Origin of the sequence: Thermococcus nautili (genome assembly GCF_000585495.1) — an archaeon.
Taxonomy (GTDB): Archaea; Methanobacteriota_B; Thermococci; order Thermococcales; family Thermococcaceae; genus Thermococcus; species Thermococcus nautili.
Genome location: NZ_CP007264.1, coordinates 1,322,416 through 1,344,034, shown reverse-complemented (window position 1 = coordinate 1,344,034; position 21,619 = coordinate 1,322,416). Strand labels below are relative to the sequence as shown.

Below are 21,619 nucleotides of genomic sequence, written 5' to 3'. Positions count from 1 at the left end.
TTACATCACCCTGAGCCTATTGGAACGAGCAGGTCGTTGGCGTACGGGCCGAATATGAGGCTTGCGGTGGCCGGAGTAAGGTAAAAGTTCTGGTCCAGGACGGGAGTTGACGTTATTCCTCCCGTGGCTGAGATTCCAAGGACCTGCATTGCGTCTGGGTCGTCACCTGGATAGTCAGCGTAGTCAAGGTATATGTAGTCAACCGCAGGTTGCTCGCGAACCAGGAAGTTAAGGTTTGCCGGAAGGTTCTTGGGAAGTATGAAGCTCACCAGGCCAATCGGATATCTGACACCACCGTAAACCGCCCTCTGCATAGCCTCAGCCAGGGAGATGTAGTGGGCGCGGTGTGCCGAGCTTCCACCCTCAAGGCGCTCGAAGAAGGATGGAGCACCCGCGACACCGAAGTACCTTTCGTCGATAACGCATTGGCGGAATGGCTGAATGTCAAAGACCCTCGCGGTCACATAGTTGCCCTCTGGTGGCTTCTGCTCGGGAACCCCAACGAGGGGCGAAAGAACGGCGTAGGGGTACGGACCCCAGAAGACCCAGGAAAAGTGGGCGGAGTTTCCAGCGCTGTTTCTTACAGTAAGGTAGACACCAACGTCACCGGCGATGGAAACATCCACCACCGTCCTTGAGTTCTCGGGAATCACGGAGTTGGGGTTGTGAGTGTAGTTGAGGAAGAGCCCAGTGCTGGAAGGCACCACATCAACCTCATAGCGGTTGGGAACGTTAATCGGCCAGGTGCCAGTTGAGTAGCTCGCGAGGGTTGTCCCCCAGTCCTGGAGTATGAACAGTCTTCCAGCCGTCGTCCAGTTGTCAACGAGCTGGAATGAAATTGGCTCAGGGGTATAAACCCGGGAGATACTTTCGTCTAGGTCTGCGAGATTCAGGTATTTTCTGATGAAAATCCAGTCAAAGACTGCCCCCCTGCTCTTTTCCTCGCTGTCTATGACGAGGTAGATGTACTTGAGGAAGTCAAGGGTAGTGTAATCACTATCGTACGTGTTTGTTTCTCCACGGGTTAGGTCCTTGAAGTAGGTCTCATCTTGAGATAATAACTCGATGACCTCATAGGTGTGGAAGCCATAGTCCCTGTTGGTTGTTATGTCAGAATCTGAGTCTTCCTCGGCCCAGAAATAGTACAGACTAAAGTCCTGTATAGATGTCGGGTTTGACTTCCTCGTTTCCCACTCAGCCCAGTGGATTGATAGAGGGTTACCATAATATCCAATGTCGTCCGTGAAGAGCTGCTGGAGGAGGTAGTAATAAGTCCTATCCCACCAAGGACCACTCTCATCATAATACCCCCACTCTCCATCCCACAGTCCAATCCCTGCATCCCAGTCACCGACGTAAGTGAAGTTTGGTTTCATCCTGAACTCAACTACGAAGTCGCTAGTTATATCGAGGGGGTTCTTGTTCCTCATGGCGAATATCGAATCTCCACCGGATATCGTCATGGTACCGTTTCCTGAGGGATTTATGCTCACGGACACACCTTGATTGTACGGGTCTATTATCCACTTCTCCTCAAGCTGACTCAGGCTCTCGTTAAAATCATCAAAGAACAAGAACACCTCATCCCCATCCCCTCTGGTGAGCGGTAGGTCGTCTCCGAACTTAATGTAGACGTCGCCTGGAACGCTAGTCCTGACCCATATCAGGGCCCCGTTGTCGTTCCAGTACTCAATCCAGAAGGGCAACCGCTGGGTCAGGCCGGAATCAGAGTAGACCTCGATTTGGGCTTCGTTCCCAGAGTGTGGAATCCGCGATGCCCAGGTTGAGTTCAGATAAATTGGAACCTGCACGTCTGAAACGGTATAGGGATAGTCAATGGAAACTTTAAGAACATTTGACGGCACCAGTGCCGGAACGTTAAGCTCAACCCCCCCACCAAAGTCAGAATTAGCAGATGCGGAGGCGTTGTAGCGGACAAAGACGGGAGAATCGGTGTTGAAGAGGAACATAGACTGACCCGGAGAGAGGTCAACGTTCTCTGTGTAGTTATCCCCGAAAACGTAGTACAACTGCCCCCTGCTCAGAGGCTGGGTTCCATCGGAGGAATAGTAGATTGAATAGGAGGTACCCGTAACCTTCAGCCATATAAGAATCTCGTTTGAGTCCCACTTCTCAATCCAGTAATTGGCAAGGGTACAGCTGGATGTGTATATTGCCATGTCCGCATACGCTCCATTGTGACGTATCTGAGAGAACGGGACAGAGGAGGGGTTGAACTTCAGGAGAACAATCTGTCCATCAGAGACTCCCGAGAGCGTAAAGCCAGCCTTCATTTGATAGTTGTCGTTGCACCAGGAAGTCCCAGCACCAACCCTACCGGAGAACACCATGACGCCCATGTCCCCATCGTTGAAAACACTAGCCGGAGAAATCAGGGACCCATTTACGCGGGTGTCAAAAACAAAGGCGGAGCTCGGGGTTGTTGTCGGCTGCTCTTTGAGAACGTAAGCTAGAGCACCGCCGCCCGGGTATGTGTCCCCATAGTAGATTGCGTCGGAGGAGATGGCCGAAGCAAATGGGGCCGCAAACTTAAGGGGCTTTGTCTGGGGGTCGCCATAGCCGTTTACGAGATAATACGGAGGGGTTATGTTTGGATATGCGAACTTACAGGGGACGATAACCCGAGATAGCCTACCCTTGGTTAGGTAGGAAATCAGAGGGTCTTCAAGGTTTGTCACAGGCACGACGACGTAAAGGGAGCCCGTAGGAGGTATGCTGGAGTTGTAAACTATCTTGCCGGAGGAATCCTCTATGACAATCTGGGGAATCGTGATGTTTGCAACGATATGGAACGAATCAAGGGGGGCTATAGTAAGGCGGATGTCATTGAGTATCTGGGATGGTGGAGTGACCATTCTATAACCCATGGTTGCCAGGTAGTCCCTCATGTTGTTCAGCCAATCGAGCAGGGTTGCGTTGCCCATGAACTGCCTTTCCCGAGAAATCCAATCGGCACCAGCAGAATTTATCTGCGAGTAGCTTCCATACTTAACCAGACTTTCCAGGGCAAGCTGAGCGTTGTCAAGGGGCTCAACAGTTGTAACGAAGGCAATGCTGAGAACGAGGGCCCTCTTTAGGGACAGACGCATAACGTTCTGAAGGTCAAATTGGAGATACGAGACCACGTCCTGCGTTGTTTTTAGACGAGCTGCCTGCGACTGTGCTTGAAGAACGTAGGAAGTAACGTTGCTGTACGTTGCAAGGAGCAGGAGTAAGGGTATGAGCAGAACGAGGACTGTTGAGTTTATTATAAAGCCGCGCCTTTTCATCCTCCCACCCTCCATATCCTAAGGGTCACCGTTATCGGAGATATAGACCTGGGAACGCCCGGAAGGGAGACGTAGCTTATCATCGTGTCCCCCAGGTCAACGAGCACGGGCTTTGTACAGCCATCTCCCCCAAGGTTCTTGAAAAGCCTCAAAACGGCGTCGTCAACGGCGTATTTATCGGGGTCGAGCTGACAGGCAGTTATGTTGGCGTATTCTCCACTGGCTATCGCCTTCGTATCGCCAACTATTATAGAGCCGTACTCAACGGAACCGCCTACATCGTACGCATAGGTTAGGTTGTAGGCTTTGATGTTCGGATATCCCTGCATGAGGTAGGGCTTGACGTTGCCGTAGGGAGCGTAGGCGTTGAGGAGGTATGTATAGTCCCCAGTAGTGAACTCTTTTGACATAACGTAACACGAACCGGTTTTGGCTTCGATATAATTATCACCTGGGTACAGGGCGTCGTTAATAGGATTGCCCCTATAATCAGGCATCCCATTCACAAAGCCCCACCTAGTAAACCCTGGGTCAATAAACGGATTATTCGGATTACAGTTCCCCCCATGACAGTAGACTGTAGTCCATGAGATTTTGTCATTCTTAATGTAGAGTTTCTGGTCGTAACTATCCTCATCACACCCTATTGTGTGTAATCTCACGATATGAAGACGAGCAAAGAGGGGCGTTGCTGATTCAGAGATGTTAAACCTCCACTCAAGCATGGTGTAAAATTCAGTGCCATACTTACTTTTTTCATATTCTTCATTAACGACATCTTCCGCGGTTATTGACCGAGTAATGTCTATTGAATACATCGAGATGTATGTTGATGGGACATAATCAATGTCCACATATGAGTCTTGGAAATCAAGCTTAACCTCCGAGTTAAAGGTCACCGTTGGAGGATATAATGGGGATTTATAATCCATTCCAAATGTGACAGCAAACCATAGATATGTATCCGATAACTCATCAGACGTTATCCCTTCTCCCTCCAATTTCGATAAGATTTGCTCGTTAGTCCACTTGAAGGTATCATCACCAATGTAAGTTCCGTAACCAATCTCAACCCGCTTGTCCCTATACGTGATGTAAAGTTTCGGAGCTTTGCCAACCTCCGAGGCGTTTATTATCTTCACCTGGACGCTCATGTTCCTGAACTGGCCAGGGATAAACACTGCGTTTTCAACCTGGAATGGGTGCCTGGTGATTATCTCATCAAAGTGGAACTGGTGTGGATAGTTGAAGGTGTTTGCCTGGGAGGTTGTATACTTGATTGTTATAAAGGAGTTCGGATGAACACCCCCTGCACAAGGATTATAAACACGCACCTCAAACACGTGCCTTCTTAGGTCGGAGTGACGCTTCAATATATCCAATATGTTGCAACTATTTGTCAAGCTATCATCCTTAAGGACTTCCCACGTTTTATATGCCACAAATTGGCCTTCCTTAAACTGACCACACTTTACAGGCTCCCCATCAATATATAGCTCCATGTACGAATAACTTCCTCCACAGCTAAACCATCTCGGCTGAGGGAACCACTCTACTTCAGTAATATTTGCATCAACTGGAAGTTCACCTTCGTTTGGGATGTAATACCTAACCACAGTATAGTCGTTCTCGTTTGGACCATAAGCAAACGCAGAGCTACCAAAGTAAGTGTAGCTCGTAACCTTGGCCTTCAGCTTGCTGAGGAATGCCCTTGCAACGTAGCCCCGGGGAGTCTGGTTGTAGGCGTAACCACTGAGTACAAGGGTCGCTGAGGACACGTCCTTAGCGAGGGAGTAGTTATAGGCCCCCTTGCTCATGAACGCGTTCGTCCAGTTGTTTATGAGGAGCTCGTAGTTGTAACCCCTAAGAGTCGAATTCAGAATGTAGCCGAGGATTACAGAGGCCTTCTTTCTGTAATCCTGGCCAGGATAAATTGGACTCACGGCCCAGTACGTGGCGGCTATCTCAAGAGGGCTCATATCCGGGGTGACCAGGGTCAGGTTAAGAACCGGGTCAGTTCCTGACTCCCAGTCCTGGATAACGCTAGCCGGGACGAGCTGACTTAGCGGAACCGTTCTAAGAAGTTTAAGCATTGCGTTCGCGTCTCCAAGCTCTCCCATACGCATCTTCGTTTTGTAAACAGACTGAACTTGACTCTCGGCCGTTGTAATTGCGGTTATCATGATTAAGACAAGGAAGAGGGCAAGGACAGCGTCCAGGGTGAACACAAAGCCTCGCCTCATGGTTCATCCCACACCCAGAGTTTTACAAGCAGAGGCTCGTACATAGGGGTCATCAAAACACCGATGTCCCCTTCATCGGTTAGGGTAACGGGCCCAGTGAAGCCGTTGGAGTACAGGTACAGCATGACCGGCCTGCCAAATCCGGCCGGCCCGCTGAATATTACACCCCAGGGAATCGTTACAGAGGTGTTTGAGCCCCGATATGTTGCAACCACGCTGACGTTTCCGCCGCTCGACTCCCAAACTTCGGCATTGAGGGCGTCCTCTGGAGAGGTCTTCCAAAAGCCTATAGCCTTGAGTGTTCCTCCATCAACTGCCACAAGAAGAACGTAACCACTCTCAGCCGGGACATCCACGCGGAGCATGGCGTAGTCTGGAATATCATAGCGGAGGACACCTGCCAGGATTATTCCCGAAGCGTTGCCGACGATAGTAGTGGTTCTGTTGTACTGGAACATGCTGATAACGGTGTTCCTCTCCGAGTATGACACCCAACTCGCGTTTGCCCTGGCCTTCAGCACACTGGAAACGTTGGTTGGATTTACAAGGAACGAGCCGTTGAGGTACGCGACGCGATTCCATGCCTGGCTCGCGTTGAGCTGTTGAGGGTAGATGTAGTTGCCCTCGAGAGAGAAGACAGTTAGGGGCGGACCAGAGGGACCCAGTTGCCAACAATAAGGAACAACGGGTTGCCACTCCAAGGGAGGAGGTGAAATACCCCTAATATTAAACTGTATATTCGCCCCACTTGCATCGATTACCTGAATCGAACCAGCATATACTACAAACTTTCCGGCACCAACGTCCTTTATACTAATCTCCTCAGGAGCTTTAATCCAATGGTCATTATCCCACCGGTACCAGTTATCCTTATCAGCAGGATTTCCCGTAACAGCATACCAAGTGTCCCCAACCTTAATATACAAGTTTCCGCCTCCTCCATACCCAACATCAACAGTTGTATTAGCACCCCCACTGAAATCTAGAATAGGCGATGACGCCCCATCGCTAAACACATACAAATTGTACATAGCGGTAATATGGAGATTTGCAGAACCTCTTAAGGTTATGCCCCCCTTAATATAGATAGACCCTTCCTCCACTTTTACCGCTCTAGCAGCACCACCATACACACTAAGGGTTCCTCCAATGGCAAGATATAGATTGGGACACTGATAGTATCCCCCAATAATATCAATTTCAGATTCCGGTCTGGTCCGTAAAGTTACTGAGCCCGTTGTGCATATTGAACAGAATGATGAAATATGGTAATTAACTAAGAGATTAGAACAGTTTATTAAAACAGGATAAGCACTAGCCTGAATTTTAGTTGCATTGTTACAGTCATACTGAACCACACCCGGCGGAATACCTCCTCCCGCGTTCGGGTTCCATGTGAAGTTGGCCTCAAATGACCACTTGCCCAAATAGAAATCGAGCAGGAACGGGTGACCCAGACTGAGGTTCAGGAGGGCACTTTGAACGCGGGAATCGTTGTTCTTGAGCAGGTCAAAGAAGGTAACCGCCTTGTTGTAGTCGACGTATTGGCCGGAGGACGCCCTCAGTCCTGGAACCACGAGGGCTGAGATGTTCTCGTCCCAGTTTGAGGGAGTGCCCGCGCTCTGGAGGAGAACATCGAGCATGGTATCTGGAATGCTCGTCCTGTCATACCAGCCGAGAAGGTTCGTTATGCCCGCTTTCAGGTTGTCGGAGGTAGCACTAACCGCGCCGAGCATGAATATCACTATAACAATCGCAAGGAGGGCATCAAAACTCAAGAGCTGACCTCGCCTCATCTCACCACCACCGTAATGTTAACCGGTTTCTCGCCGTAGTACAGGTTCTCGCCGACCAGCTTGAAGCCCGAGATACGCGAAAGCCTGAGCTTAAGGTAGAGCGTCACGTTGCCCTCAAAGGCGTTGGGAAAGGCTCCCCCTGGATACTCGAAGACGAGTGTTGCGTTAACGGAGGAGTTCGTCTCAACGGACAGGCCAACGAAGCGACACCCAAGGGGGGTGTAGTTCCACAGCTCAACGAGGTTGTTGAGGGGCGCGTGAAGGGAGTCGTTGACCACGACGCCGGTGTTGAGGTAAGAGCAAACGTCCGAACCGGCGGTTCTGAAGGCATCCGAGAGCGAGACAGCCTGATTCGAGTACACGACGGAGGGGAGAATGTAGACTATCCCGGTCAGGATTATCGCAGTTATGAACAGCAACTCGATTGCGGTCTGACCCCTACGTTTCGACGACGACTTCCACACCATCGGGCAACCTCCTAGACGACAGTTTAAACTCCCTCATGGTTTGGGTCAGCAGGACCGAGCTCGTCGTTCCAGGGGGCACTTGGAGCTTCTCCACCACAACGTACTCCCTACCACCGATTTGGGCGCGAATCTGCAGGTATCCATCGGCCCTCAGGGTCACGTTAATCCACTCCCCTGGCCCAAGCTCAACGGGAGACTCCTTCACAACGGTGATTCCAGGGGACGCGTAGAGCCTCGCGACAGTTCCTCTTATGTCTATGGCAAAGGCCTTCAGCTGGGCCGACGTGCCGAGGACCTCGGTCTCAGTCTTCTCGCTCAGGGCAACGTTCATCACGCTCAGCATGGTTATCGAGATTATGGCGACTGCAAAGAGCAGGTCAAGACTTATCTGACCCCTCATTTCAGGCACCCGGCTTGATGTTTATGTAGAGCGTTTTAGACGTGGCGTTGTACGCCATCGAAACCGGCAACTCAGGGTTCCATTCAACAACAATTCTCATCGTCCCGGGCACGTCTGCCGGGTTGAGCGGAACCATGAATTTTGATTGTGTCGTGGAATTGTACAGGAAGTAGGTCTGAACCCAGACACCTGTTCTGTTGGAGCCGGTAAGCACGGGTCCGACCGTTGAGTTGGCGACCGCGACGGCAACCACGGAGTTCTCAGCGCCGGTAGGGAAGAGCGGGTCGTTAGTCCCTATGAAAAGCAACTGAACCTGAGGGGATGTCAGGTTAAATGCCTTGGAGAGGTACTCGGAGTTGCGGAGCAGGTTGAAGTGCGCGTAAACGGTAACCTTTGACCCCGGACCCTGGGCGTAAACCTGGTCAATTGCCCCGGCTATAACGTTCGCAACGCTCTTTTCCTCAAGGGCGATTTGAATCGCCAGGGTACCCGAGGAGGGAGAGCTTGAATCAAACCCCACGTTCTTGACTGAGTAGAGTAGCATAATCAGCATTATCGAGAACACAAGCATGAACTCAAGCGAAATTTGACCGCGCCTTCTAAGGACTAACCCCATCTCACTCCCTCCATAAGGTCATAGGATTGAACCATATTTAACGGTTACTCCCCAGATTTGTCTTCAACGACCGCAAATATGCCCGAAGGCGTTCTCTTTGTTTCTACGCCAAAATAACCCCCTGTGAACAGCTTAAACTTGTATTTCTCGGGGGTGAGCCCGTGTTTGGTGACGATTGCCCGGAGTTCATCTATGAAGAACTGGGTGAGTTCGTAGTAGAGCAGGTCGAGCGAGCTCTTCACCCTGTCCCTCACGGCGACCGCCAGGGGGAGAATGGCAAGACCGAGCAGGATGAACGGTGTGCCCATCAGAACCGTCGCAAGGCCGGTCAGCCCAACAACAGTCCCGAGAACCGCGTAGGAGAGCCTTTCAAGCCTCTTGAGCTTCTTCCCGAGTTTAACCTTCTCCTCCCAGATGTCGAGCAGGGCGGGGTTGTAGAAGTCGAAGGCCGTATGACGCTTTCCCTTGGCCATCCTCTCCCTTATCAGCGCGTCCCAGTCGTCGGTGTAGTAAATGACCTCCCCACGAAGCTTTGCCCTCTCGGCGTCGAGGGAGGAGATAATCCGGATTATATCCTCCGCACTTTCGTGGGCGATGTGAGAGTAAACGGACTTCTCATCGAGTTCGAGCGCGACCTCCACCGAGTCCTTGATGTTCTCCATCACTCCTCACCCTCGGGAACTGGGTAGATGTCGTCGAAGTCGGGCAAACCGCTGAGGAGCTCGCTCTTCTTTGTTTCCGCCTCTTTCTTGGCCTCCATGAAGGACCTCGCGTACTGCTTGGCGGTTTTGACGATTTCCTCGATGCTCCTGCTCTCGTAGATTCCGCTGAGGAGCGTGACGACCTCAACTTCTCTCTCGCGCGGGTCCGGATAAAAGCCCCTGAAAATCTGCTTGCCCCTGATTTTGCTCGTGAGGTAATCGAGGGCCTCGAAGATGTCTCCAGCCTTGAGAACCTCCGGCGGGCCGTGTACCGCGACGAGGCCGTAGAGGGCGGACTCGATGTTGGCGTCGAGGTAGAGACCCTCGCTCTCAAAGGACTTGATTATCAGCCTCGACAGGCTCTTCACCTTGCTCGCCTCGGCCTTCGCGTAGCCAACGGTGGCGAAGCTTCCAAAGGCCTTGAGGACGAACTTGAGGTCGCTCGCGTCAAGGGTCTGCTCGCCGGGAACATCCACGAGGGCCAGAAGAGAGGCTATCCTCTCGACTATGGTGTAGTTAATCCTCTCGTAGGCCCTGCTTATGTCGTCGTTGCCCTCCTTCAGCTTGTTGTTGTCTATCGCTATTATCGAGTCCGCAATCTTGGACAGCTTGTCTATCGTTATGGCGGCGTTGATGGTGGGCCTTATGCCCTCCTCCCTGAGCGGGAGCGCGCCGATGGCAACGACGAGCGAATCAGGGTACTCCTCCTTGAGGGCCTCAGCCAGGACGGGCGTTCCGCCGGCACCGGTTCCACCGCCGAAGCCAAAGGTAAGGAAGAAGATGTCAACGTCCTCGTAGCCGACTATGGAGTTTATCTTGCGCATCACCAGCGGCAGGTCGCGCTTCATTGCCTCCCTGCCCAGTATGGGGTTAGCGTTGACGCCCTTACCGCCTGTGAGGCTCTCACCTATGAGTATCCTCCTGTCCTGTGGGACGTGCTTGAGGTACTCGAGGTCGCCGCGGGAGGTGTTCACCGCGAGGGTTTCGAAGTCAACTAGCGCGAACAGGTCGGCTATCTTCGTCCCGCACTGGCCGATTCCTATTATCAGGGCCCTCAAGGGCCTTCACCCCACGACCTTCTGGATGAACCTGTCGTTCTCGTACGTCAGCACCATTGCATCACCGTGAATGTAGCGTATGAAGCCCGTTGTGAATAGCTCGACGGCCATCCACCTGCTCGATGGGGAGTAGAACACGAAGAGTACCTTCCCCTTTGCGGTATAACCTGGAACCAGCACTATCGAGGAATCCACCGGCGCGGTGTAGTTGGCCACCACTACGCTTCCATTCTCAACGCGGAAGCTGAGGTAGGGGTTGTATGCTGAGACATTGTAGCTTCCGTAGGGCGCCACGACTATGTAGTAACCCTCACCGATTTCAGTCGTGTTGGCAACCACAAAGGAGTTCCCGTAGAGCTCGATGAGAGAACCCACAACCTTTTCGGTCTCGTTCTTGGAGAGTCCGGATGTCACGAGTGTAAAGAGCTCCGAACCGAGGGCCAGCCTGACGTCATCAAGGGTGACCTTCGGAACGAACTTGTAGCGGGAAAGGTACATCACTGCAAAGGCCGTCTCGACGGACTTTCCGTTGATTTCGCCGCTCTGCTTGGCCCCGATGACAAAGTTGAGGGTGTCCCTGCTGAAGTTGTAGCCGAACTCAGCCAGAACGTCGGTGACGCGGACGGTCAGCTCAACGGTGGGTTTCTCCTGGATAACGCGGCCGCTCATCGGATCGTAGTAGGGCTTCCAGTAGGCCCAGCCACCGTCAACGCGCTGGGAAACGAGCCAGTCCGCGTGGGGCCTGAGCTTGTCCTCGGGCACGATTCCCTGAAGGGCCTCGATTATCGAAACGGTCGTCATGACGTCGGGCCTCAGCATGTAGGAGAAGTAGGGCGTCGAAACGTAGATTCCCCATCCCCCGTTGGAGGTGTCCAGAACCCACTTAACTGCGCGCTGGATGAGGGAGTCGTTGGCAGGAACGCCGAGGTCAACGAGAGCCCTGACGGCGAGTGCCGTCTGGTAGGGCTGGGGACCAAGGTTGTTGCCCCAGAGGCCAATTCCATAGGGAAGCTGGGAGGAGATTATGTCGTTGATTGCCTTCTCCTTTTCCTCCGCCGAGAGGGCGTTGGAGTGGAGCAGTGTCTCAAGGGCGTAGAAGTAAGCGGGGGAGAACCTGTGGGTGCTCACCATCCTCGCCCCATCGACGGTAAGAGCTTCCCTGGCCCACGAGAGAGCCTTCTCGACGGACTTGTTGGTCGGAACGCAGTATTTGAGAGCGAGGAGGGCGTAGTAGGTTGCCTTCTCGTTTGACGGGCCGGGTTTAACAAGGGGCCAGCCCCCGTCGTCGTTCTGGAGGGACTCAAGGGCGGAGCACGGGGCAACGTAGGGGTTCTGCTCAGCAGGAAGCTGAGGGGTGTACTGCTCGAGATATGCAACGGCCATGAGTGCGAATGCAGACGTCTTGACTACCTCGGGAGTCGTGAGGGGATACGTTGGCGACGAGAGCCAGTAGGCGTAGTCGCCGGAAACGTTGGCGAGTTCGAGCAGTTTGCTCACGAAGAAGGAGGTGGTGAAGTCAAGGGGCCTGACGAGCTCAAGGGCATAAGTGAGCATGGCCCTGTCGAGGGTCGTTATAGAGTCGCTCCTGAGGAGTTCCTCAACGTTGGAGACGATGTCGTCGGGCACAGGGTAGTTAACGGCGTGGAGGGCTATAACCTTGAGCGCAAGAGCCTGAGGAGCAGGGAGGGTCGAGGGGGCGGAGAGGAGGAAGCCGACTGCGTTCTTTATTGGGCTCTCAGTATAGTAGTAGCCGTACTCACCGAGGGCCCAGACGGCCATGACGGTCGGGTAGAAGGCGGGAGCACTGTCCGGGACGTAGCCCCAGCCATTACCGGACGATGACGTGAGAAGGTACGACACCGCACCCGAAACACCCTCGATGAGAGCGGAGCGGTGAACCGGAGAAACGTAAGGTTCTGCCTTAAGAAGGGCAATAAGGGCATAAGAAGTGTCAACCACGTTGCTTGTCTCGTTCGGAAGGTAACCCCACCCGCCGTCGGAGTTCTGAAGGGAGAGCAGCCTCATGGCGAGGGAGTCGATTTTATCGGCAGACGTGTTACCAACGGCTTTCTGGGCACCGGACAGGGCCATGAGAACGAGGCTCATTTCTCGAACGCTCTGAACGTTGGAAGAGGTATCTTCGAGAAAGTTAACGCTCCAGCTGATTTGGCCAGCGTAAGCGCCGGGAATTACCAGGAGGAGAACCATTAAAACCGCCGCTATCCTGTTCATATACTCACACCCCAACCAAAAATGGTGGGGAAGATAAATAAAGTTTTCCACGTGGCGTGGAATCAATCAGAAATGAACCTTCCCGTCAATCCCCTTCCTCTGCCGTCCACGTCGTCGCGCATGATGAGAACGACCCTGCTCGGCTCGTACTCGTCCTCGATGTGGTAGCCGGGCAGGTGCTTCACGAGCTCCTCGGCGAAGGCCCTGATTTCCTCGTGCCTCGGCATGTTGTTGATTGTGAGCCTGTTCCTCGAGAAGCCGACGAACATGTAGGCTTTGGCCTCGACGAACATCGGGTTCGCTATCTTAATCAGCTCGGCGTACTTTTCGGGGCTGTGCATGTTCTCGCCCTTGACAAGGGTGAGCCTAATCACCGTCCTCGTTTCCGCGTCGCGCATGAGCCTGAGGGTTTCCTTTATCTTCTCCCAGCCGTCGGGAATCATCGGGACGTTGACGCGGTTGTAAGTCTCGATGTCAGGAGCGGTCAGCGAGACGTAGAACTGCGTTGGAAGCTTATCTTCTCTAATCATCTCCTCCAGCCTCTCCGGAACGGTTCCGTTGGTGACTATGAAGGTCGTGAAGCCCCTCTTGTGGAACTCCTCAACGAGGTCGCCCATGTACGGGTAGAGCATCGGCTCGCCCGATAGGCTAATCGCCGCGTGCTTCGGGTTCCACGCTTCCTCGAACTTCTCCTTCGGAACCTTGGGGTTGCCTTTGTAGCCGACGAGAAGCTTCCTCTGGGCCTTTATGCTCTCCTCGACGATGAAAGCAGGGTCATCCCAGGGTTCTGGCAACTCGGTGCCGAGGAAGCCCTCCATCGGGCGCCAGCAGAAGATGCAGTTGTGGGTGCACCAGGCCAAGACCGGCGTCATCTGAAGGCATCTGTGGCTCGCTATGCCGTAGAACTTCTGCTTGTAGCAGAAGCGACCCTTGGTGAGGCTCTCCTTGAGCCAGTGGCAGAGCTTAACTCCGCTGTGCCTGCCAACGAGCTCGTAGTGCTGTTTTCTGAAGAGGAGCGCGATTTCCTCGGGCATGTTCGGGTTGGCCTTAACCACTATCGCCATTAGTCTCACCTAACCCAAACTCGGGCGAGGTTTTAAAAACCTGATTGGTCGCGACTGTGCATCGTCGAAAATTCCTTCGTCAATCTGCGAAAGGTTTAAAAGGTCAAGGCCGAGCCCACAACCATGATGCGCATAAAACCCGAACCCATGCTCAAGCCGAGGGAGATAGTTCTCTTCCCTGGCGAGGAGCCCGAGGAAGGTAACGAGAGGCCCAAGGTAAAGCTCCTCCACGAGATAAGGCGCTACCGCCTGGCCTGAATAACCACGATGTCCTCAAAGAAGAGGTGCCTTTTGGCGACAACCTCAGCCCTAAGGCCGACTTCCCGGAAAAGATTCAGCGTTTCTTCAATCCCGGTTATCGAGCTCTGGACGAGGTAAACCCTGCCGTTCTCGGTCAGATAATCAGGCACCTCCCGGATGAACCGGTCTATCACCTCCCTCCCGGTTTTCCCACCGACGAGGGCCAAGTCTATTGGCTCTTCCGGCTCACCCGGCAGGTAGGGGGCGTTGAACGTTATCACGTCGAACCTTCCCGAGACGTTCTCAAAAAGGTCGCTCAGGCGGAACTCGACGTTTCTGATTCCGTTCAGCAGGGCGTTCTTCCTGGCGAGTTCTATAGCCATTGGATTCACGTCAACGCCGAGGACGCGTTTGGCTTTCCTCGCCATGAGGAGGGCTATAATCCCCGTCCCGGTTCCAACGTCGAGCGCCACTTCACCGGGTTTAACCTCAAGGGTCTCGGCGAGGAGAAACGTATCCTCCGCCGGCTCATAGACGTTCTCGTCGAGCAGGATTCTGAGACCGTAGTAATGTGGCATGGTGGCACATTACAAAGCGTGTTTATGGGACTTTCGGCAGTTAACCAGGAGATATCTCGAAAATTTTTTGGCATACCTATCTAAAAACTTGGTGTTTATCAAAATGACAGGGGGAAGTGGAAACGGAAAGCACATGTGAAGAGACAGTCTATTTTTGTTGACAGTGCGACATATGTAATCTACAAAAGACTTAAGTAGACCAGATTTGATATGAGTGCGCTAAAACATGCAGGGGTGAACTAATATGGAGCGGAGGGTAGTAGTTGGCGGACTGCTCGTCCTGGCACTGGTTCTGTCCCTCTTTGCTGTGCCAACCGCTGCCAAGGGCAGCGACACGGTTAGGGTGGTTGCCCTTATAGACAGGGACGACTTCAGGGGAGATGCAGTAAGGGGCATAGGCGGTAAAATCGTCTACGAGTTCAAGCTGATTGATGCCGTCGTCATTGACATTCCTCCCAACGCGGTTGGAAAGCTCGCCAAGCTTGAGGGAGTTAAGAATGTCGAGTTCGACGCCCAGGCCCAGCTCTACAGGGGAGGGCCGAGGTGGCTCGTTCCAGAGCCCACACAGCCCGCCCAGGAGATTCCCTGGGGAATAGAGCGCGTTAAGGCTCCCGACACATGGAGTATAACCACCGGCGCCAGCAACGGCGTCATCGAGGTTGCCATACTCGACACCGGAATAGACTGGGACCACCCCGACCTCAAGGACAACATCGCCTGGGGCGTCAGCACCATAGGCGGCGAGGTTAGCACCGACCCCGCTGACTGGTACGACGGCAACGGCCACGGAACCCACGTCGCCGGAACCATCGCGGCGCTTAACAACGACATCGGCGTCGTCGGAGTCGCCCCGAACGTTGAAATCTACGCCATAAAGGTTCTTGACGACAGGGGAAGTGGAGCGTACACCGACATAGCGATAGGAATCGAGCAGGCCCTTCTCGGTCCGGACGGAATACTTGACAAGGACGGGGACGGAATAATCGTTGGAGACCCGGATGATGACGCCGCCGAGGTCATAAGCATGTCCCTCGGAGGACCGAGCGACGATGAGTACCTCCACGACATGATAATCAAGGCCTACAACTACGGCGTCGTCATCGTCGCCGCGAGCGGTAACGAGGCCGCCGACCAGCCGAGCTACCCGGCCATCTACCCGGAGGTCATAGCGGTTGGAGCCACCGACTCGAGCGACGCCGTAGCTTACTTCAGCAACCTCCAGCCCGAAGTTAGCGCCCCGGGCGTTGACGTGCTCAGCACCTACCCGGACGACACCTACGAGAGCCTCAGCGGAACCTCAATGGCCACCCCGCACGTCAGCGGTGTCGTTGCGCTCATCCAGGCGGCCTACTACAACAAGTACGGCAAGGTTCTCCCGGTCGGAACCTTCGATGACATGAACACCAACACCGTCAGGGGAATCCTCCACGTTACCGCCGACGACCTCGGAGACCCCGGATGGGACATCTACTACGGCTACGGAATAGTCAGGGCCGACCTGGCAGTCCAGGCGGCTCTTGGCTGATTTCCTCTCTTTTATCTTCTTCGAGAAGTCCTCAGAAAAGTCCAGTTCAAAGGAAAGAAAGGGAAATCACTTCTTCCACTCGGTGTAGCCGCACCTTCCGCAGGACCAGCGGTCCTTGTGGTTGGCCATGAAAACGCCCGGCCCGCAGCGCGGGCAGAACTTGTTCTTCCTGACGACCTTTCCACCCTTAACCTCGTAGAGCTTCCACTTCTGGCTGGTCTTCTTCTTGCCCTTGGCCATTTACACCACCTCACTCTTCCTCCTTCTGAATGAGGCCGTCCCTAACGAGGATGTACTCAGGCTCTATGTAGAGCATCCTCTCCCTCGTCTCGTAGGCCTTGGCGTAGCCCTTGCTGACGTGGCTTCCGAAGTAGCTCCTGATGTACTGGAGAACGGTGGTGTTCGGGTCGAGGTCGAGCATGGCGACGAGCTTACCCTTCACCGCTTCCCTGCTCGGGGTAGGCTCGCCCTCGTGGATGATGTCGAAGTATATCTCCTTTCTCCCGAGGAGCTTGTTCTCCTTTATCTCGGTCACCTTAATCTCCATCACGAACCACCTCCATCTTGGCAAGTATTTGCGCACACCTGCGCTTGCATTCGGGTGTTACCTTTATAAGCACTACCCCCTCGTCGGGCTGGCCGTAGAGGACGACCGAGTTGAGAGGGGCGTAGAGCACCGCCGGAATCGCCCCCAAATCCTCCTCACCGCTGACGAGTATGTGAACCGGCCTGCCCCGCTCGACGAGGCGGAAGGCCTTTCTGATGGCGTCTAATAAAGCTTTCGTTATGGTCCCGGGGGGATTTGAAACGGTCATGAAGACGGCCTTCGCGTTTATGTCGGGAGAATAGTCGGTCCTCTTCGTCCTGAGGTCGTAGAGGGCAAGGGAAGGGGAAATGCCGAGCTTGAGGACGTTCTCCGTAACGACGTCCCCGACGGTGATTACGGTTTTACCCCTAAGCTCGTCCTTAATCCGAAGGTAGGGCTCCGGAATCGGGCCCTTTATCAGCTCTCCCAGCGGTTCCTTGAGCTCTCGCCGGAGCTCTTCAGTTAGGCGGAACAGCATTTCACCTGACCCTTATGGCGTATTTGCCAGGAACTTTGGCGGCCTCTGGTATGCTCTCGCGGAGCTTCTTGGCAATTTTGCTCTCGGTGTCGAGGATTATGACGAGGTCGAACCAGTCGTCGCTCAAATCCCTGCTCCCGCAGACGGGACAGCGGTCCTCGGTCGTTATGTAGTGGCAGTGCCTGCAGGCCCTCTCCTTCGCCATGCTCACTCCTCCTTGGCCTTTCTCTTCTCCTTCTCAATCCACTCGAACTTTCCGAGACCGGGCTGGCGCATGGTCATGTTAATCTTGTTCTCCCTGATGATTCTGCTCTTGACGCTTATGCCGATTATCCTCGCCCTCACGAAGTCGCCGAGCTTGAGGACGCGGTTGGTTTCCTTGCCTATGAACTGCCTGTTCTTCTCGTCGAAGACGACGTAGTCGTCCATGAGCTGGCTTATGTGGACAAGACCGTCCATCGGGCCGATTCTGATGAAGGCGCCGTAGGGCATCATCTCAACGACCTCGCCCTCAACGACCTCCTGGTTCTCGGGCTTCCAGACGAGGACGTCAAAGGTTACCTCGTGGTAAGTGGCCCCGTCGCCCGGGACGATTATTCCCTGCCCAACGTCGTGGACGTCAAGGATTGCCAGGATAACTCCCTCGTCCCTATCGTAGATGCCCTCGTAGGTCTCGCGGAGGACCTTCTTGGCTGCCTCCTTCGGGTCCATCGTGAACATCCTGGGCGGAATCCTGACGACGTCCTTAACCGTCAAAAGCTTGTACATGGCCTGACCTCCAAAAAGAGTTGAAAGGAATCACTCCTTTCCAAACTTCTCCTTGTAGAGCTCTATGGCACGGAGGATTTCCTTCTTGGCCTCCTCGGCGTTGCCCCAGCCCTCAATCTTGGTGACCTTGCCCTGGAGCTCCTTGTAGCGCTGGAAGAAGTGGGCAATCTCGTCGAGGAAGGCCTTGGGAACGTCGTCGATGTCCTTCCAGTCCTTGAAGTACGGGTCCTCAACCGGGACGGCGAGAACCTTCCAGTCCTTGTCTCCGCTGTCCTCCATCTTCATTATGCCTATCGGCCTGGCCTCAATGATGGTGAGCGGGTAAACGGGCTCGCGCATGATGACCATTATGTCGAAGGGGTCGCCGTCGTCGTACCAGGTCTGGGGTATTATTCCGTAGTCCACCGGGTAGAAGAACGGGCTGTAAAGGACGCGGTCAAGCTTGAGGAGTCCGGTCTTCTTGTCGAGCTCGTACTTGTTCCTGCTCCCCTTCGGAATCTCTATGAGCGCGTACACAACGTCCGGAACGTTCGGTCCGGGCTCAAGCTCGTGGAACGGGTTCATCTCTAACCACCTCTAACCCTTTTAGAATTCCTAAGGTGGCTTTCCGCTTGGGCTTTTAAAGTTGTTGGTGTCCGGGCTAATTCGCCCGGTACTCGTAAACGGTTTCACCGTCGGTTATCGCATAGACGTCAGTTTCGCCGTCGCGGTAGTGCACTATCGGCCTGTCAACGAGCTCGAAGACCCTCTCAAGGTCCTTTGGGGAGGACAGCTCAACGCGCTTCCCGTCGGGGGACGTTCCCTCAACCGTGTACTTCTTCAGGCCCTTCAGCTCCTTGGGCTCGCGTTCCTTCTTTTCGCGCTTGGCGTAGATGAACCCCGCCGGAGGAATCGCGAAGAGCAGTGCCATGGCCGGGAAAACGGTTCTGGCCGTCGAAACCCCGACGTCCGAGCCGGCAAAGGAGAGCGAGTTCGTGGTCGTGCTGACGGTCCTCACGACCTTCTGGTACTCCTTGTCCGTTCCGCTGAAGTACAGCATCCCTGATGCGTCGCGCTTCAGCCGGATTTCCTGGGTGAAGGACTCCCTCCCGTTGGCCAGAACTTTCACGGTGACGTAAACTTCCCTCTCGGCACGGTAGAGGCCCGTTCCTTCGCGAACCATCTGGAGTCTCTCATTCAGCTCAGTAAAGTTCAGCTCAACTGGAACCTCGAAGGAATTCACGAAGGTGCCCTTGGCGAGGAGCTTCGTGTCGTTGACGATGTAGACCCTCTTCTTGCCCGAGGTGACGTAGTAGTTGACGTGGAGAACGGCTTCGTAGCTTCCCCTGGCACCGTCCGATGAGAACTCGTATGTCCCAACTATCACGTCGGTTATCTTTGAGGGATAGTACTCAAGGGAAGTCCCGTTACCGTAAACGGTTTCGTTCGAGAACAGCCCATAGGCCGTAAAGTGTCCCTCCTGCGCGTAGGCTTTTGAGTAGGTTGCCTTCGTTGTTACCGGCTCCCTCGAGTAGGCAACGCCCGAGTAGATGGCAAAGATGAAGGCGAGGGAAACCGAGAGGGCGAGACCTCCGAGGAGCGCCCGCTTTTTATCAATCTTCATAATCAACGACCTCCAGTTACGTGAACCGTGATTTTATTCGAGACGACGTCGGTGCCGCACAGGTGAGCCCCGCAGTTGAGGACGTAATCACGCGGGCAGTAGAAGATAACGCTCATTGGAATGTTCAGGGTTACCGTCTCCCCATGGGCCACGTGGACGTGCCACACTATGAGCCAGCCCCAGCAGCCGCAGTGACCAACCCGGAAATGCATGTCGGCATCGCCAGAACTCGCGTCGGGATGGAACGGCACGTACAACGCGCCCCTTTGCGAGGGAATGAAGTCCTTTATGACGAAGTCGCCCTCCGGACCGTTGTTGGTGAAGTTGAGTTGCAGGGTTATTGAATACCAGTTCCAAACAGTGTAGTTGTAAACGTCCCCAACTATGGCCTTCCTGAGCACGTAGGTTGGCTTCTCAACCTTAGCGTACATCGAGCAGTCCTTGAGCTCGGCGCTTCCCCCATCCCACTCCGCGTAAACGGTCAGGGGAACTCCGTAGGTGCCGTCATCAACGTCGTCATCCGCCGAGAAGCTCCCGCCGATTGCAGCCGATTCGCCCGGCTCAAGGGTGTAAGTTGAACCGTTAACGCTCCCGCTGAGGCCATCCGGAAGGGCTGAGTAGTCCCCCTCCACGTGGAACGTTATCGGCCGGTCCATCAGGTTTTCAACTGTTATGGCCGTGAACTCCACGCCCGAGCTTGCGTTAACCGGAACCGGCTCCGACAGACAGCGGTATGCTATGTAGGAATCGCTTCCGCTCACAACATCAAACTCGGCACTCCTACTTGCAGTGTAAGCCCGAAAATTCCCGCTCGAACCCACTATCAGGAGCAGCCCGAGGAGGAAAGTCGTAATAAGTATGAATTTTCTCATGCTAACCATCTCCGAGTACCTTGGAGAGGATACTTCCCCTCCGTTTCCTGATTCTAAGAACGTCCCCCTCCGAAATCCCCGCGAGATGGTAGAAGGCCAGGAGCACTGCCGAGATTAGCAGGGCGTAGGCTACGAGCGGGAGATACGGGCTGAAGGAGTACAGGAAAATCACGAGTGAAGCGGGAAGGATTGCCGGATAAGACCTGACCTGGAACTCCTCCCTGTAAATCTTTGTGTCCTCTGGAACGGTGACGTGGACGGGAACTTCAACGCTTGAACCTCCACCAATGCGGAAAAAAGTCGGCCCCAGCAGCTGGGCCCGTTCGCCGTCGCCGCTGATGAAGTAGTAGAACGGGTACAGGGCCTTGTTCTCGACGCTCAGGTTCTTATCGAAGGTTGAACCCGGAAGGTACCATCCCTCCCTCTGGCCGCCGGCGAGCGTTGAGGAGTAAGTGAATGCCAGCGTTCCCCACGAGGCTACCGTCACGAAGAGAAAACCTGCCACTATCAGGGCCGATGCAACCGCGTATAGGGTTCTAATGCTCACGCGGTAGTACTTAACTCGCTTCTTCCTTTTGGAGTCCCCCGAAAACGTAAGGAACGCCCCGACGATAAGGAGGACCGCTATCGCGTAGACGTTGCTGAGCCTTGCCCTCAGGGACTGGATTAAGTTCCCCCCTCCCCTCAGGACAAGGGGTTTGCCGAAGAGAACGACCACCTTTCCTGCCACGTCAGAGTTGTTTACGGGCGGATAAAGGCCGTCCTGCTGGTCGGTGGCAACGTTGTTGTCGCCCTTTGTTATAATGCCCTCCTCGGTAACCGCGAAGACTCTGTGAACCGTCCAGCCGTCGCGCCTGTGGAAAACTATGATATCGCCAACCTCAAAGTTCTTCGCAAAGGGATTCATCAAGAAGAGGTCGCCCCTGTTTATGGTGGGCGTCATGCTATCGGAGTAAACGTACGAGAGAAACACGGGGCGGTCCAAGAAAAAGCCCGCTAACGAGCCAAGGAGAAAGGCAATCACAATGAAAGCAAAGGTGAACTCAAGTATTTTTTTCATAGCAACTCCCCCTCAAAGGGGTTGGGGCAAAGGCCCCGAAAA

Annotated in this window: 22 protein-coding genes; 2 read left to right on the top strand and 20 right to left on the bottom strand. The window is 54.1% G+C overall.

The window, feature by feature from the left end:
* Positions 1-5: 5 nt before the first annotated feature.
* The 10 genes from BD01_RS07325 to twy1 all read right to left on the bottom strand — a co-directional run bounded on the left by BD01_RS07325 (position 6) and on the right by twy1 (position 13,867).
* A complete protein-coding gene (locus tag BD01_RS07325) occupies positions 6-2,360 on the bottom strand; it encodes a DUF2341 domain-containing protein (protein ID WP_169730288.1) in 2,355 nt (784 codons plus the stop codon).
* 926 nt (positions 2,361-3,286) lie between these two features.
* Positions 3,287-5,518, bottom strand: a complete 2,232-nt coding sequence (locus BD01_RS07320; protein ID WP_156927399.1) for a hypothetical protein — start codon at positions 5,516-5,518, stop codon at positions 3,287-3,289.
* A gap of 11 nt (positions 5,519-5,529) precedes the next feature.
* Entirely contained in the window at positions 5,530-7,329 is a 1,800-nt protein-coding gene (locus BD01_RS07315) for a hypothetical protein (protein ID WP_042691449.1), read from the bottom strand.
* The gene (locus BD01_RS07310; protein ID WP_042691446.1) at positions 7,326-7,796 is read right to left on the bottom strand and encodes a hypothetical protein; all 471 of its coding nucleotides are present in this window, start codon (positions 7,794-7,796) and stop codon (positions 7,326-7,328) included. The genes BD01_RS07315 and BD01_RS07310 overlap by 4 nt, the downstream gene beginning before the upstream one ends.
* The gene (locus tag BD01_RS07305) at positions 7,768-8,196 is read right to left on the bottom strand and encodes a hypothetical protein (RefSeq protein WP_042691444.1); all 429 of its coding nucleotides are present in this window, start codon (positions 8,194-8,196) and stop codon (positions 7,768-7,770) included. The genes BD01_RS07310 and BD01_RS07305 overlap by 29 nt, the downstream gene beginning before the upstream one ends.
* A gap of 1 nt (position 8,197) precedes the next feature.
* Positions 8,198-8,812: a class III signal peptide-containing protein gene (locus BD01_RS07300; protein ID WP_042691441.1), complete on the bottom strand. Its 615-nt coding sequence runs from the start codon at positions 8,810-8,812 to the stop codon at positions 8,198-8,200.
* A 44-nt stretch (positions 8,813-8,856) separates the two neighbouring features.
* Positions 8,857-9,477, bottom strand: coding sequence for a hypothetical protein (locus BD01_RS07295; protein ID WP_051482182.1), 621 nt, complete (start codon positions 9,475-9,477; stop codon positions 8,857-8,859).
* Positions 9,474-10,571, bottom strand: a complete 1,098-nt coding sequence (locus BD01_RS07290; RefSeq protein ID WP_042691436.1) for an FtsZ/tubulin family protein — start codon at positions 10,569-10,571, stop codon at positions 9,474-9,476. The genes BD01_RS07295 and BD01_RS07290 overlap by 4 nt, the downstream gene beginning before the upstream one ends.
* A 6-nt stretch (positions 10,572-10,577) precedes the next feature.
* Positions 10,578-12,803 (bottom strand): prenyltransferase/squalene oxidase repeat-containing protein, encoded by a 2,226-nt coding sequence (locus tag BD01_RS07285; RefSeq protein WP_042691434.1) that lies wholly within the window; start codon positions 12,801-12,803, stop codon positions 10,578-10,580.
* Between the two features lie 62 nt (positions 12,804-12,865).
* Entirely contained in the window at positions 12,866-13,867 is a 1,002-nt protein-coding gene (twy1, locus tag BD01_RS07280; protein WP_042691431.1) for a 4-demethylwyosine synthase TYW1, read from the bottom strand.
* Positions 13,868-13,990: 123 nt separating this feature from the next.
* Here twy1 and BD01_RS11435 point away from each other — a divergent pair, with 123 nt between their 5' ends.
* Positions 13,991-14,125, top strand: coding sequence for a hypothetical protein (locus BD01_RS11435; protein WP_262926564.1), 135 nt, complete (start codon positions 13,991-13,993; stop codon positions 14,123-14,125).
* Here the strand turns inward: BD01_RS11435 and BD01_RS07275 are convergent.
* Positions 14,110-14,685: a HemK2/MTQ2 family protein methyltransferase gene (locus BD01_RS07275; protein ID WP_042691428.1), complete on the bottom strand. Its 576-nt coding sequence runs from the start codon at positions 14,683-14,685 to the stop codon at positions 14,110-14,112. The two genes, BD01_RS11435 and BD01_RS07275, sit on opposite strands and share 16 nt — an antisense overlap.
* 244 nt (positions 14,686-14,929) lie before the next feature.
* Here BD01_RS07275 and BD01_RS07270 point away from each other — a divergent pair, with 244 nt between their 5' ends.
* Complete coding sequence (locus BD01_RS07270; RefSeq protein ID WP_042691425.1) at positions 14,930-16,210, top strand: S8 family peptidase; 1,281 nt, start codon at positions 14,930-14,932, stop codon at positions 16,208-16,210.
* A 66-nt stretch (positions 16,211-16,276) separates the two neighbouring features.
* On the opposite strand, the gene BD01_RS07265 is transcribed toward BD01_RS07270, so the two are convergent.
* The 9 genes from BD01_RS07265 to BD01_RS07225 form a co-directional block, all read right to left on the bottom strand.
* Positions 16,277-16,450, bottom strand: a complete 174-nt coding sequence (locus BD01_RS07265; RefSeq protein WP_011250646.1) for a 30S ribosomal protein S27ae — start codon at positions 16,448-16,450, stop codon at positions 16,277-16,279.
* Between the two features lie 10 nt (positions 16,451-16,460).
* Positions 16,461-16,757, bottom strand: a complete 297-nt coding sequence (locus BD01_RS07260) for a 30S ribosomal protein S24e (protein WP_042691419.1) — start codon at positions 16,755-16,757, stop codon at positions 16,461-16,463.
* Positions 16,747-17,274: a GTP-dependent dephospho-CoA kinase gene (locus tag BD01_RS07255; RefSeq protein ID WP_042691417.1), complete on the bottom strand. Its 528-nt coding sequence runs from the start codon at positions 17,272-17,274 to the stop codon at positions 16,747-16,749. The genes BD01_RS07260 and BD01_RS07255 overlap by 11 nt, the downstream gene beginning before the upstream one ends.
* A gap of 1 nt (position 17,275) precedes the next feature.
* Positions 17,276-17,479 (bottom strand): transcription elongation factor subunit Spt4, encoded by a 204-nt coding sequence (gene spt4, locus BD01_RS07250; protein ID WP_042691415.1) that lies wholly within the window; start codon positions 17,477-17,479, stop codon positions 17,276-17,278.
* 2 nt (positions 17,480-17,481) lie between these two features.
* Positions 17,482-18,042 carry a DNA-directed RNA polymerase gene (locus BD01_RS07245; RefSeq protein ID WP_042691412.1) on the bottom strand — a complete coding sequence of 187 codons (561 nt, stop codon included), beginning with the start codon at positions 18,040-18,042 and terminating at the stop codon, positions 17,482-17,484.
* Between the two features lie 30 nt (positions 18,043-18,072).
* On the bottom strand, positions 18,073-18,606 hold the full coding sequence (locus BD01_RS07240) for an inorganic diphosphatase (protein WP_042691409.1): 534 nt from the start codon (positions 18,604-18,606) through the stop codon (positions 18,073-18,075).
* Positions 18,607-18,682: 76 nt separating this feature from the next.
* Entirely contained in the window at positions 18,683-19,645 is a 963-nt protein-coding gene (locus tag BD01_RS07235) for a DUF5305 family protein (protein WP_042691408.1), read from the bottom strand.
* A gap of 2 nt (positions 19,646-19,647) precedes the next feature.
* The gene (locus tag BD01_RS07230) at positions 19,648-20,517 is read right to left on the bottom strand and encodes a COG1470 family protein (protein WP_042691405.1); all 870 of its coding nucleotides are present in this window, start codon (positions 20,515-20,517) and stop codon (positions 19,648-19,650) included.
* 1 nt (position 20,518) lies between these two features.
* The gene (locus BD01_RS07225; RefSeq protein ID WP_042691402.1) at positions 20,519-21,577 is read right to left on the bottom strand and encodes a signal peptidase I; all 1,059 of its coding nucleotides are present in this window, start codon (positions 21,575-21,577) and stop codon (positions 20,519-20,521) included.
* Between the last annotated feature and the right edge of the window lie 42 nt (positions 21,578-21,619).

Bases quoted from the DNA above. Each gene is read 5' to 3' on its own strand.
- BD01_RS07265 (WP_011250646.1), bottom strand. From the start codon at position 16,450: ATGGCCAAGGGCAAGAAGAAGACCAGCCAGAAGTGGAAGCTCTACGAG.
- BD01_RS07285 (WP_042691434.1), bottom strand. From the start codon at position 12,803: ATGAACAGGATAGCGGCGGTTTTAATGGTTCTCCTCCTGGTAATTCCC.
- BD01_RS07230 (WP_042691405.1), bottom strand. From the start codon at position 20,517: ATGAGAAAATTCATACTTATTACGACTTTCCTCCTCGGGCTGCTCCTG.
- BD01_RS07315 (WP_042691449.1), bottom strand. From the start codon at position 7,329: ATGAGGCGAGGTCAGCTCTTGAGTTTTGATGCCCTCCTTGCGATTGTT.
- BD01_RS07310 (WP_042691446.1), bottom strand. From the start codon at position 7,796: ATGGTGTGGAAGTCGTCGTCGAAACGTAGGGGTCAGACCGCAATCGAG.
- BD01_RS07275 (WP_042691428.1), bottom strand. From the start codon at position 14,685: ATGCCACATTACTACGGTCTCAGAATCCTGCTCGACGAGAACGTCTAT.
- BD01_RS07240 (WP_042691409.1), bottom strand. From the start codon at position 18,606: ATGAACCCGTTCCACGAGCTTGAGCCCGGACCGAACGTTCCGGACGTT.
- BD01_RS07225 (WP_042691402.1), bottom strand. From the start codon at position 21,577: ATGAAAAAAATACTTGAGTTCACCTTTGCTTTCATTGTGATTGCCTTT.
- BD01_RS07235 (WP_042691408.1), bottom strand. From the start codon at position 19,645: ATGAAGATTGATAAAAAGCGGGCGCTCCTCGGAGGTCTCGCCCTCTCG.
- BD01_RS07305 (WP_042691444.1), bottom strand. From the start codon at position 8,196: ATGAGGGGTCAGATAAGTCTTGACCTGCTCTTTGCAGTCGCCATAATC.
- BD01_RS07255 (WP_042691417.1), bottom strand. From the start codon at position 17,274: ATGCTGTTCCGCCTAACTGAAGAGCTCCGGCGAGAGCTCAAGGAACCG.
- BD01_RS07270 (WP_042691425.1), top strand. From the start codon at position 14,930: ATGGAGCGGAGGGTAGTAGTTGGCGGACTGCTCGTCCTGGCACTGGTT.
- twy1 (WP_042691431.1), bottom strand. From the start codon at position 13,867: ATGGCGATAGTGGTTAAGGCCAACCCGAACATGCCCGAGGAAATCGCG.
- BD01_RS07260 (WP_042691419.1), bottom strand. From the start codon at position 16,757: ATGGAGATTAAGGTGACCGAGATAAAGGAGAACAAGCTCCTCGGGAGA.
- BD01_RS07245 (WP_042691412.1), bottom strand. From the start codon at position 18,042: ATGTACAAGCTTTTGACGGTTAAGGACGTCGTCAGGATTCCGCCCAGG.
- BD01_RS11435 (WP_262926564.1), top strand. From the start codon at position 13,991: ATGATGCGCATAAAACCCGAACCCATGCTCAAGCCGAGGGAGATAGTT.
- spt4 (WP_042691415.1), bottom strand. From the start codon at position 17,479: ATGGCGAAGGAGAGGGCCTGCAGGCACTGCCACTACATAACGACCGAG.
- BD01_RS07325 (WP_169730288.1), bottom strand. From the start codon at position 2,360: ATGGGCGTCATGGTGTTCTCCGGTAGGGTTGGTGCTGGGACTTCCTGG.
- BD01_RS07300 (WP_042691441.1), bottom strand. From the start codon at position 8,812: ATGGGGTTAGTCCTTAGAAGGCGCGGTCAAATTTCGCTTGAGTTCATG.